Origin of the sequence: Arcobacter sp. CECT 8989, from assembly GCF_004116715.1 — a bacterium.
Taxonomy (GTDB): domain Bacteria; phylum Campylobacterota; class Campylobacteria; order Campylobacterales; family Arcobacteraceae; genus Halarcobacter.
Window position 1 is genome coordinate 75,952 of record NZ_PDKE01000010.1, and the last position, 12,584, is coordinate 88,535.

A 12,584-nucleotide genomic window follows, 5' to 3' on the forward strand; every position below is an offset into this window, starting at 1 on the left:
AAGATTTATGCAGATTTTAAATCTTTAGATATCTTAGTTCCTACAGGATTGTAGTCCGTCAACCTTCTCATCACAATAGATGCAGTTAAGTCTCCAGTAACATTTATAGTTGTTCTACACATATCTAAAATTCTATCAACTCCTAAAATTAAAGCTATTCCTTCAACTGGCACACCAATTCCTTGTAAAATAGTTGCTAAGATTACAATACCAACACCAGGAGTACTTGGAGCTCCAATTGAAGCCCCAACTGTAGTAAGAGCTAAAACAACGACTTCAACTAATGATAACTCAACTCCAAAAAGCTGTGTTAAAAATAGTGCTGCTATAACTTGATAAATTGCAGTTCCATCCATATTAATTGTAGCTCCAAGAGGTATTACAAATTTTGATATTGGAGTTGGTATATTTAGTTGTTCTTCTGCTGTTTTCATAGACAAAGGCATAACAGCAGCTGATGAAGAAGTAGAAAAAGCCATAAGCTGAACTTCTCTGATTCGGCTTAAAAAGTCTAATGGTTTTACTTTCCCTACACTATAAACAATAATCAAATAAAAACATAAAAGAGAAAAAAGTCCAAGTAATACTGTAAATACATACATTGACATAGAGAAGATTGCATCAAATCCTATTTTGATAGTAATACTACATAACAAACCAAATACTGCATAAGGAGCTAGTTTCATAGCCCATTGAACAATTGTCATAGAAAATGCTTGAAAAGATTTTGCTAAGTCCAGCATAGGTTTAGAGTCTTCATCTTTCATATTCATTAAAGCTATTCCTACAAAAATTGCTAAAATCACAAAGGCTAAAATATTTCCATCTAAATTTGCCTGTGCTGTATTTACAGGTATCAGTCCAACAATTAAATCAGGTAAAGATATTTCATTAAATGTAGTAACTTCTTTAATAGCAACAGTTGCTGTTGAAATAGTATTTAATATCTCTTTTGATACAAAATCACCTGGCATAATTATATATGAAATAATAATTCCTATAGTAACAGCAACCATAGTAGTGAAAACAAAATATGGGGCAATTTTTATTCCTAGATTCTTTAAAGTATCTATATCTTGAGAACTTGTTATTCCTAAAATTATTGAACTCATAACAAGTGGAATTACAACCATTTTTATTAAAGCTAAAAAAATATTTCCTACTAATGCAACCCAAGGTGCAATATTCAGTGCAATATGTTCTGGTACTAATGCAAAAGCACTAGGAGAAAGTATAAGACCTAAAACAACTCCAAATATCATTCCAAGAAGAACTTGAAACCAAAGTTTTTTCAACATAAATACTTGCCTTTTATATCTAAAATAATTATCTATTATACATAAACTTATTTTAATGACCTATATCAATAAATTAAAACTCTTTTTCTGATAAAATTTCATGAATAACTATTCAGTTAAAAGGACTAAAATGATTAAAAAATTATCACATGCATGTATTGGAACACTTTTTTTAGCAAGTAGTTTACTTGCAGCAGGAAAACTACACAAAGGTGAAGTTTTAGAGTTACAAGACTCTGGTGCATATATTTATATTAAAGTAAAAAAACAAGATGAAGAGATTTGGGCAGCAATCCCTAAAACAGATGTAAAAGTAGGAGACAAAGTAACCCTTAAAGAGTCAACATGGATGACAAACTTTAAAAGTAAAACACTAGAAAAAACTTTTGATAAAGTTTTATTTGGTGAGATTGAAGGTCAAAAAAAGGCTATTCATGGAGTTGACAATGTACATGGAATTCATGGACAAGCTATGAAAAAACCTAATCCAAAATTTGATGATATAACTATCTCAAAAGAAAAAGCTATTAAAACTGATATTGCAACTATTCAAAAAGATATTAAAAAATTTAAAAATAAAAATGTAACTTTAGAAGGAGAAGTGATTCAAGTATCAAATAAAGTTATGGGAAATACTTGGATAAAAATCCAAAACAATAATAATGCAATCATCTTTAGGTCAACAAATGAAGATGAAAAAGTAAAAAAAGGTGACAAGATAAAAGTTACTGGAACAATCAATACAGATGTAGATTATGGATATGGCTTTAAATATAAAGTTATTGGAGTAAATGCAAAGGTTGAAAAAATCTAATTTCCAAAGATAGGTTTTAAACCTATCTTGGATAAAAGCAATTGTTTATATCAATTGTAATTCCATTTATATACTCTGGACAATCAGTTGCTAACCAAAAAATAGCTGCTGCTACTTCTTCAGGTTCTGCAAATCTATTTGTTACCACAGCTGCTTTAAATGCAGCTTTTCTAGCTTCATCATTATCTTTTTGCATATCTGTTTCAGCTGCACTTGGAGCAACACAATTTACAGTAATACCATCACTTCCTAAAAGCTTAGCATAAATTTTTGTAGCATTTATAAGCCCTGCTTTTGCAATCCCATACCAAACATCAGGGTGACCTATTTGTCCTGCGATTGAAGCTGTATTTACTATTCTTCCATAACCTTTTTTCTTCATACCTTCACTAAATAAGTTCATAAGTTCAACAGGAGCATGTAAGTCAACATTCATAATATGCTCTTTTGCTTCTTTTGGATAGTTATTGTAAGTATATTTTGGTTGCATATAACCTGCATTGTTAATCAAAATATCAATATCCCCTACTTCTTTAACTAAAGCACTTAGTCCATCTACATCAGATAAATCATACTCTATAGTTTTTACTTTTTCATTATCTTTATATGGAAAGTTATCATAGTTTCTAGCTAGTGTAATAACTTCGTAATCAAGCTCTAAAAACTTTTCTACAACCTTTAGCCCTATTCCTTTATTTCCACCAGTTACTAATACTCTTTTAGACATAGTTTATCCTTGTAATTATTTCTTTAAATTAAATATAGATATTATTTAGCTATTAGCTTACAATAAAATAAATTTAGGAGTTCTTTATGAAAAAGCTTATTCTTGTATTTTTTCTTTCTATTTATTCATATGCAATAAATCCTATTATGCTACCTCTTAAAGGTGTAAAAGTAGAACATACCTACTCAAATGGTAAAAAAGAAAACTATACAATCGAAAGACAAAACTACAAAGAGTGTTTAAATCTTGCCGTGGATGTAGAAACTTTTCAAAGTGAAAATCTAGCTTCATCAAAAGTTCACAAAAAGTGCAAAAAGACTTTTATTACTACAAAAGGAACAATTCAACCTCTTTTTTTACATAAAGATATCAAAACATTTGCAGAACTTGAAGTATTAGAGTTTATTGAAAATAAATCTAGTAAAAAACCTGAAAACTTTATTTTAGTAGATAGTAGAACAAAGGATTGGTTTAACAAAGGAACCATTCCAAGTGCTGTAAATATTCCATATGATGAGTTAGAGTATGATGAAGATTTTGAACTTGAATATGAAAGAGCCTTTAAACTTTTAGGGATAAAAATAGAAGATAAAAACAACTATGATTTTACCCATGCTAAAACTGCTCTATTCTTTTGTAATGGTTCATGGTGTGCTCAGTCACCAAGAGCTATAAAGACACTTATAAAAATAGGATTTCCAAAAGAAAAGATTCTTTGGTATAGAGGAGGAGTTGCTGCATGGGTAGGAGTTTCCCTACCTCTTACAGATGAATTAAAATAGAATATTTAGTTTTGACCAAACATCTCTTTAAAAGCTCTAGCTATCTCTTCATTTGATGCTGGCTTTTTTATTTGGTCTTGAGGAATTGGAGCTTTATTGAAAAGATCTTTTAAAATAGAGTCTTTTAATTTTTCTTCTAACTTCTCTTTTACTTTATTTTTCAGTTTATCTTTTACAAACTTACTTGTATCTACACTAACTTTAGGATTAGATAGATTCCCTTTAACCTTTGTATCAAAGTCATACTTTTTGATTTTTGTTTTTACTAATGCATTAATTGTATTTGCTTTTGTATTTAATGTACTACTTGGAACTTTGATTGTAGTATATTGACTTTCCATATTTACAATTGTATTTATAATATCTTTATTTATTTTACTATCAATATCTACTGTTTTATAAATCTCTTTTGTAATATCAAACTTAGCAAAAGTATTGATAATATTTGAGAATTCATTTTGAATAAATTGTCCGTTTATTAAACTTCCTTTGATATTACCAATTTTAGAAGTTGTATTATAGTTTACATCGATATTTGATTTAGAAGTAAAAATTTCAGGATAATACATCATGTGAGTTAAATCTTTAACTTCAACCCTATCTATTTTCGCAGTGAAGTTATCATTTACAAGGTTAAAGTTAATATCTCCACCAAATAGTTTTGTTTGACCATCTACATTTAACTCATCCTTAGCTTGTTTGATATTTCCTGTTAAACTTAGATTTCCTCTCATTTTTTGACCAGTTACATCTTTAAGTTTACTAAGGTCTGCTACTGTTAGTAAATAGTCACTTGTAAATACTAAATCTTTTAGATTGTAAATTGCTTTTTTCATATCAACATTTGCTAAAGTACTGTTTACATCAACAATTGAACTAGCTAAAGTTTTTTCTAGAGAAGTATCAATTACAGCATCAAAGTTGATTTTATCTTTTAATTTTTGTTCAAACTCTTTATTTACAATACTATTATTTACTAAACCATTTACAACTGTTGTAATAACCTTACCATCAAGATTATTTAAGTCTGTATTTTTAATATCTGCATCAATATTTAAAAGACCTGTTGCAAATTTAGGTTGGTCAACTAAATTTAAAACATATGCTAGTTGGGCATCGTTCATATTTAGTTTTACTGATTCAGGTTTATTGTTTTTAGTAGTTACTTTATATGTAGTATTTGATTTAAAAATATCCGTAGAACCTGATAAATCTAAATTATTGTTTTGAAACTTAACATCACCAGTAGCTGTAAAGTTACCATTTAATCTTTGATTAATTAAAGGTTCTAACTTAGATAAACTCTTAACAAAAAGTTTATAATCACTTACTAAAGAGTTTTCTTTTAAATTATAATCAGCTTTTTTAATATTTAAACTTGCAATTGTACTATCAAAATCAACTTGAGAAGATGCAGTTTCACTTGAAAGCTGAGTATGAGTTTTAGAACTAAAAGTTATAGGAGCATAGGCCTTTTTATTTGCTTTTGGCTGTATTGCAAGAGTATTTAAAATACCATTTGAAACAGAAGTATTTACGATACCATCAAGATTATTTATATCTGCATTTTTAATATTTGCATCAATATTTAAAAGTCCTGTTGCATATTTTGGTTGATTTAACATATATAAAAGTTCATCAACTCTTACATTTGTCATTTCAAATAATATTTTTTTAGGTTGGAATTTTTCAAGTTTTATATCATAATCAGTTTTACCAGAAGCAACTAAACTCTCTCCAATAACTTCTGCAAAAGCCTCATCTCCTCTTACTATACCTTTTGTAGAAAAAGAGCCATTAAGTTTTTGTTTTGTTATGTTTTGAAGTTTTGATAAATCTTTTATATTTATATTATAGTTTACGTCAATACTTTTAGCAAAAATATTTAAAGCACCAAAAACATTTATTTCTGAGTTGTCATCAATAGTTGCTTTAAATACAATTTTATCCATAGTTAGAACAAAATTGTTTACTTTTAGATTGACATCTTTTTGCCCTTCATTTACTTTATCTTCAATAATTGAAGCAACAAATGAGTTACCTGGTGATGTAAATAATACCCCATATATAGCACCAATTGTTAAAACTATAATTAGAGTAAGAGAGAAAAAGAGTTTCTTCATATTTGATTCCTTATTAATAAAGCTCTATTATACTCCAATCAAATTGAACTTTTTATTATTTATTTTTTGTAATTTTTTTCTTAGAAATAAGCTTTTTCTAATGTAACTTTAAAGTTCATTGAGATAAAATCTTGCCAATCAAAGTGATAAGTAGGGATACGCAAGCCGAACGGACTTTGAAAACAAAAAATATTATAAGGAATCTAGAATGAAAAAAATCGTTCTTTTAATGCTAGCTATTGCTGGTGCTGCATTCGCTGCTGATGGTGCAGTTGCAAACGAAACTTTAAAAGCTTACTCTGTAGTTGCTGCAGGTATCGGACTTGGTCTTGCTGCACTTGGTGGTGCTATCGGTATGGGTAACACTGCTGCTGCAACAATCGCTGGTACTGCTAGAAACCCAGGTTTAGGTGGAAAATTAATGACTACTATGTTCATTGCATTAGCGATGATCGAAGCACAAGTTATTTATGCATTAGTTATTGCGATGATCGCATTATATGCAAACCCATTCTTAGGGTAATCAGTACTTACTACAGAACTGATAACTTAAAAAGGTCAAGAGTTTTTTTCTTGGCCTTTTTTTTTGCTCTTTTTTTCTCTCCAATAATAAATTTATTATAAAGTTTATAAACTAATCATTTTTGTTACCATTCTAATATATTTAGATATAATTTACTCAAAAATATTATCTCTTAAAATAGAAAACTTCTAATAAAACTCTAAAGAATACAAAAAAATAATTAGTTAAGAAAATTTATAAGATGAACAAGCTATAATTTCACTTTTAAAATTGCGACCGTGGTGAAATTGGTAGACACGCTATCTTGAGGAGGTAGTGCCCTAGGGTGTATGGGTTCAAGTCCCATCGGTCGCACCATGATAAAGCAAAAGGCAAAGCCTTTTACTTTTTATTTTATATCAAATCTATCTGCGTCCATAACTTTTACCCAAGCTGATACAAAGTCATTTACAAACTTCTCTTTTGCATCCTCTTGTGCATAAACTTCAGCAATTGCTCTTAACTGAGAATTTGAACCAAATACTAAATCAACTCTACTTGCAGTATATTTTACTTTTGTAGAACTTCTTGTTATACACTCAAACTCTTGTTCTTCATCATCTATGCTATTCCAAATATTTTCCATATCTAAAAGATTTATGAAGAAATCATTTGTTAAAACTTCTTTTCTATATGTAAATACACCTTTTGCTGAGTTATTATAGTTTGCACCTAAAACTCTCATTCCACCAACTAAAGCAGTCATTTCAACAACTGTTAATCCTAAAAGTTGAGCTTTATCTATAAGTAATTCTTCTTGGCTAACTGCATATTTCTTCTTTTGGTAGTTTCTAAAACCATCAGCAATTGGCTCAAGATGAGAAAATGAGTCAATATGAGTTTGCTCTTGCGTTGCATCTGTTCTTCCAACATTAAAAGGTACAGTTACATCAACTCCTGCATCTTTTGCTGCTTTTTCAACTGCTGCACTACCTGCTAGAACTATTAAATCAGCAAGTGAAACTTTTCTTGAAGATGAACTATTAAATTGAGATTGTATCTTTTCAAGTTTTTCAATTACTACTTGTGTTCCTTGATTAGCTTCCCAATCTTTTTGAGGAGCAAGTCTTATTCTTGCACCATTTGCACCACCTCTTTTATCAGAGTCTCTATATGTTGAAGCAGATGCCCAAGCTGTATATACTAATTGAGAAATAGAAAGATTTGTATCAAATATCTCATTTTTTAGACTCTGAATATCTTCTTCATTTATTGCTTCATAATTTGCTACAGGAACAGGGTCTTGCCAAATTAAATCTTCATTTGGTATTTCTGGACCTAAATATTTAGATTTAGGTCCTAAGTCTCTATGTGTTAATTTAAACCAAGCCCTTGCAAATGCATCTGCAAACTCTTCTGGATTTTCATGGAATCTTTTTGAAATAGGTCCATAAATTGGATCCATTCTCATAGCCATATCTGCTGTTGTCATAATTGTTTTAACTTTTTTACTAGAATCATGTGCTGCTGGTGCTAAATGTTCTTCTTTTGGGTCTACAGGAGTCCATTGCCAAGCTCCTGCAGGAGACTTTTCTAAGTTCCACTCATATCCAAATAATACATCAAAATAACCATTATCCCATTGAGTAGGATTTGCTGTCCATGCTCCTTCAATACCACTTGTTATAGTATCATCACCTTTACCACTTAAAAATTTACTTAACCACCCAAGACCTTGAGCAACTAAACCTTCTGCTTCTGGTTCTGGTCCTACATTTGAAGCATCCCCTGCTCCATGACATTTACCAAAGGTATGTCCACCAGCAACAAGGGCAACAGTCTCTTCATCACCCATTGCCATTCTTGCAAAAGTTTCTCTAATATCTTTTCCTGATTCTAAAACATTTGGTTCCCCATCAGGTCCTTCTGGGTTTACATAAATTAATCCCATCTGCACAGCTGCTAAAGGATTTTCTAAATCTCTATCACCTGAATATCTACTGTTTTCTTTATCACTTGTTGCTAACCACTCTTCTTCATTTCCCCAATAAATATCTTCTTCAGGTTCCCAAACGTCTACTCTTCCACCTGCAAAACCAAATGTTTTAAAGCCCATTGATTCTAAAGCAACATTTCCTGCTAAAATCATAAGGTCAGCCCATGAAATTTTATTTCCATATTTTTGTTTTATAGGCCAAAGCAGTCTTCGTGCTTTATCAAGATTTCCATTATCAGGCCAAGAGTTTAAAGGTGCTAATCTTTGACTTCCTGTTGAAGCTCCACCTCTTCCATCACCTGTTCTATATGTACCTGCACTATGCCATGCCATTCTAATAAATAATGGACCATAATGACCATAATCAGCTGGCCACCACTCTTGAGAATCTGTCATAAGATTTGTTAAGTCATTTTTTAATGCTTCGTAATCAAGTTTTTCAAACTCTTTTGAATAATCAAACTCTTCACCTAAAGGATTTACCTTATTTGAGTGTTGAGATAAAATTTTTAAGTTAAGTTGATTTGGCCACCAATCTTTATTGTATGTTCCTTTGTTTCCTGCTGCTGGATTTACAACTTCAGAACTTCCACCTAAGCCAGTAATTGGACACTTTCCTCCCATAATATTCTCCTTAGTATTATTTATTAGATTTAAAATAACCTATATTTAAGTTTTACTAAAGTTTTATAAAGAGCTTATTAAGTGAGATTTTTATTATTTTTTAGTTTTGATAGATTTGAATTTGATTTCGACCTTCATTTTTTGCTTTATACAAAGCTGTATCAGCTAGTTTAAATGCTTCTTTGAAATTTCTTGATTCATGGGGATGAAGATTAACTCCAATAGACACGGTTACACTAATAGTTTCCCCTTTTGCGCTTCTAAACTTTTTTCTTTGGATATTTTTATAAATTCTTTTTATTACACTAAGACTTTTAATATCATCACTTTGTTGCTTTTTAGCTAAAATAATAAACTCTTCTCCACCATATCTAATTACAATATCTTCTTTAGAACGTGTTGAACCAAGCATTGTTTTTGCAACCTCTTTTAATACTAAGTCACCTGCATCATGCCCAAAAGTGTCATTAACTTTTTTAAAGTAGTCAATATCAATTGCTACTAAAATATAATCTTCAAGATTTATATTATCTTCATTTTCTTGAAGATAGTTTCTATTATATACATTTGTAAGCTTATCAACATAAGCAGTTTTCTTAACCATATAGTATTTAATAGTTTGAATAAGAAGTATTAAGATAAATATTACAACTACAATATTAATAGAGATAATAATATCTTTTACTAAAGTAATTACCTCATTTACATCTTTTGTTTTTTCAATGGAAAAATCAATTACAAGTATAAGTTCAACTTTATCATCTTTTAAAATCGGTTCTAAGTAAGTAATTGAAAGTTGATGAAGCAAGGGTTGTTTTAATAAAATTGGTTTTTTTGTTTTGTAAATATCAAACCATTTTTCACTCTCTACATCAAACTTTTGATTTAAAAATGCTTTTTGCTCAGCTGGTGCTCCATCAGCTAAAAACCTAAACACATTATTTTTATCTTTATAAAGTAGGTATGCATATTTAATATTTTCAGTTAAAAGAACAGATAGTTTATTTTCTAAATTTATTTGAGTCATTTCTGATTTTTTTATTGTTTCAACATAATTTTCACTTCCATTAAGATTATTTGTAATTGAGTTTGCAGTATTTTTAATAATCCCAATAATATCAGCAGTTACTACTTCTAAAACTTTATTTTCAAACTTTTTCTCAAATTTTGTTATTCCAGATAATAAAAGAAAAAGAGAAATAGAAACAAAAATTGAAAGAAAAATTAAAAAGAATCTATTGAAGAAAATGCTCTTTGTATTCACTGTAAGTCCTCAATATATCTATCATACTCTTTAGGTAAAGCTATTGATTTTTTAGTGAGTCTATTTTTTACTAAAACAATATTTGGTCTACTTTTACTCCAGAAAAATGCTCCTATAAAACTATTGTTTGATAATAGTTGTTTATAGTTATTAGTTAAAACAAAAAGTTTTTTATTTTTTTGGCATTGAAATGATTTACTATATTTTACAAAAACAAAATTAGCTTTTTCGCAAGTTCTTACTATTTTTACTTTAGATGAATATACTTTATTGTCAAGCTCTTTCATATTTGGAATATATAGATTAATAGGAACAGAACCTAAAATATCTTTTGCTATTTTTAAAACAATTTTTGCTTCTAGTTCTGTCTCTTTTTGATACTCATCTAAAAGATATGTATAGTTATTTGCATTTAAGAAACTAACAAAAAGAATGGCTGTGAATATTTTTTTAATCAAAACAGCCACCTTATAGAAAATAATACTTTTCTCTCATAGTCGTCTAATGCTATATGTTCTGAAGTTAAACCTTTCATAGGAGAAAAAGAAGTAGCTGTAAATAATGAAGCAGTTGGTTTATTTAGAAGATTTTCACCCTTTAAACTAAAACTTAGATTTTTTGTATAATAGTAAGTAAACCCTAGATTAAGGTTATAACTATCATCAACTTCTACATCTAAATATTCATATGAGTTTTTATATATCAATGAGGCAAAATAATCAATATTTTGATATTTACCCATATATTTCAAATACCCACCTCTATTTGAGTTTGTATAGTTTCTATTTAAATTGCTTGTATAATAATTTAGTTTTATTTTATTGTTCTTATCGAATTTATATTCATAATCAAAGATTACTCCACTTGTTTTTACTTGATCTTGAATATTAATAAATCCAATAGGAGTAAGATATGCAAAGTCATCTATCTTTACTTTATAGTAATCAATATTCAATTTTGAGTTACCTAAACTTAAAACCCCTTCAATATTATGATATTTATATTTTTGAGTGTTTATTGTAGAAAGTTTTTTATCTTTGAAATCTATATTATAAAAAGTTGGAGGAATATAACTTTTTGTATAAAAGGATTTAAAACCTAAATAATCAGTTGGAAGATAAATAGCACCTACTCTGTATAGACTTTGTGTTTCATCATCTAAGTCTTGTCCTGCTCTGTGGTATTTATCAATTTTATAGTTTCCTATTAAATGAAAATTATCAAAAAGTTCATAATCATCTTGAATCATAAAAGAGTATATTTTTTCTTCATCATAGTCATTGTATTGTGCTATATTTTTATCTAAGTTTGATTCTCTATTTTTAACTTTATATTTTTTATCTTTTAAACTTATAGCAGTAAATATTTCATGTTTACCAACTTTAAACTCTTTAGATAAAGAAGCATTTATCTTTTCTAGTTTTAAATCCTCTTTAAAATAACTTGTTGAAAGAAAAGGATTTGTTAAATCAACATTTGGAACAATAAATAAACCTTGGTCATTTTCTTCTTCATACTCAAAATTATTTATATCATAAGAAAGCGTTGCTTTTAAAGAGTTATCTCTTAAAAAAGAACTACTAGCATGAATAAAAAAGTTGTCTGAGTTTAGTTTTCCATCATTTGGAACAAAATCAGAAGAATAGCCAGTGAAGATATCTTTTTTTATCTTTGAATACCCAATATCAATATTTGTTCTTTGAGAGTTCAAATTTAAGAAAAAGTATTGAGAATCTAAATTATTCTCTACTTGTTGGAAATTTATTTCTTTATATGAATTATTATTGTTATTTGTAAAATGTAATAGATATCCCCACCCATTTTCTAAAATTGAAGAGTGAGTAAAACTTTGAGAGTTTGAGTTTTTATTTGAATGAATTGTTTTAATTTCATTTCCATTCTCTTTTTTTGCGCTTTTTGTATAAACTCTAATAAACTGTATTCCTGTCTCATTACCTAAAGTAAAAGAACCTTCACCATAATAAACTTCAATATGATCAATCATAGATACAGGCATTTGAAGCCAAGTTAAAGAAGGAGATTGATTATATATTGAGCTTACTTCATGGTCATTAATATATAATCTAAAAAAACCTGTTACATCTGTTTTACTTCCAGAAAGAGAGATAGTATTTAAACCAAATCTATTTATATTTGAATTACTTGATGGAATCTCTTTTAAAACATCAGCTAAGTTATTATATTGCATAAGTTCAAGTTCTTCTTTTGTATAAACAAGAACATATCCCATTTTTTCATTTAGTGTTTCAAGTGAGTTTTTTGATGAACTTTCATACTCTTTTAACAGATTATCTAGCTCTTGAGAAAAAACTGTAACAGTAAAAAAAATAATAAATAAGAAAACTTTCATAAAACCTCATATACTGATATTTGTAATAAAATTATTTTACCTTAAAAAACCTTTTTTATTATTAATTTATTCACTAAATAAAT

The 12,584-nt window shown here is 28.5% G+C and carries 10 protein-coding genes and 1 tRNA gene; 4 read left to right on the top strand and 7 right to left on the bottom strand.

What is annotated here, in order from left to right; translation table 11 throughout:
- Positions 1-5: 5 nt before the first annotated feature.
- Positions 6-1,298, bottom strand: a complete 1,293-nt coding sequence (locus tag CRV02_RS10370) for a dicarboxylate/amino acid:cation symporter (protein ID WP_129090277.1) — start codon at positions 1,296-1,298, stop codon at positions 6-8.
- Between the two features lie 130 nt (positions 1,299-1,428).
- Between CRV02_RS10370 and CRV02_RS10375 the strand changes: the two genes are divergently transcribed.
- A complete protein-coding gene (locus CRV02_RS10375) occupies positions 1,429-2,112 on the top strand; it encodes a hypothetical protein (RefSeq protein ID WP_129090278.1) in 684 nt (227 codons plus the stop codon).
- A 22-nt stretch (positions 2,113-2,134) separates the two neighbouring features.
- Here the strand turns inward: CRV02_RS10375 and CRV02_RS10380 are convergent, their stop codons facing one another.
- On the bottom strand, positions 2,135-2,839 hold the full coding sequence (locus tag CRV02_RS10380; protein WP_129090279.1) for an SDR family NAD(P)-dependent oxidoreductase: 705 nt from the start codon (positions 2,837-2,839) through the stop codon (positions 2,135-2,137).
- 86 nt (positions 2,840-2,925) lie between these two features.
- On the opposite strand from CRV02_RS10380, the gene CRV02_RS10385 reads away from it, so the two are divergent.
- Positions 2,926-3,621: a rhodanese-like domain-containing protein gene (locus CRV02_RS10385; protein WP_129090280.1), complete on the top strand. Its 696-nt coding sequence runs from the start codon at positions 2,926-2,928 to the stop codon at positions 3,619-3,621.
- Positions 3,622-3,626: 5 nt separating this feature from the next.
- Here CRV02_RS10385 and CRV02_RS10390 read toward each other — a convergent pair whose 3' ends face one another.
- A complete protein-coding gene (locus tag CRV02_RS10390; RefSeq protein ID WP_129090281.1) occupies positions 3,627-5,744 on the bottom strand; it encodes a hypothetical protein in 2,118 nt (705 codons plus the stop codon).
- Positions 5,745-5,952: 208 nt separating this feature from the next.
- Here CRV02_RS10390 and CRV02_RS10395 point away from each other — a divergent pair, with 208 nt between their 5' ends.
- Both CRV02_RS10395 and CRV02_RS10400 read left to right on the top strand, forming a co-directional pair.
- A complete protein-coding gene (locus CRV02_RS10395; RefSeq protein WP_079579822.1) occupies positions 5,953-6,267 on the top strand; it encodes a F0F1 ATP synthase subunit C in 315 nt (104 codons plus the stop codon).
- A 272-nt stretch (positions 6,268-6,539) separates the two neighbouring features.
- Positions 6,540-6,624: transfer RNA gene (locus CRV02_RS10400), tRNA-Leu, on the top strand.
- Positions 6,625-6,655: 31 nt separating this feature from the next.
- Here the strand turns inward: CRV02_RS10400 and katG are convergent.
- The 4 genes from katG to CRV02_RS10420 form a co-directional block, all read right to left on the bottom strand.
- A complete protein-coding gene (katG, locus tag CRV02_RS10405) occupies positions 6,656-8,866 on the bottom strand; it encodes a catalase/peroxidase HPI (RefSeq protein ID WP_129090282.1) in 2,211 nt (736 codons plus the stop codon).
- 100 nt (positions 8,867-8,966) lie between these two features.
- Complete coding sequence (locus tag CRV02_RS10410; protein WP_129090283.1) at positions 8,967-10,130, bottom strand: GGDEF domain-containing protein; 1,164 nt, start codon at positions 10,128-10,130, stop codon at positions 8,967-8,969.
- Positions 10,127-10,588 carry a hypothetical protein gene (locus tag CRV02_RS10415; RefSeq protein WP_258239285.1) on the bottom strand — a complete coding sequence of 154 codons (462 nt, stop codon included), beginning with the start codon at positions 10,586-10,588 and terminating at the stop codon, positions 10,127-10,129. Before CRV02_RS10415 ends, CRV02_RS10410 begins: the two co-directional genes overlap by 4 nt.
- Positions 10,585-12,501, bottom strand: coding sequence for a TonB-dependent siderophore receptor (locus CRV02_RS10420; RefSeq protein WP_129090284.1), 1,917 nt, complete (start codon positions 12,499-12,501; stop codon positions 10,585-10,587). Before CRV02_RS10420 ends, CRV02_RS10415 begins: the two co-directional genes overlap by 4 nt.
- Positions 12,502-12,584 lie beyond the last annotated feature (83 nt).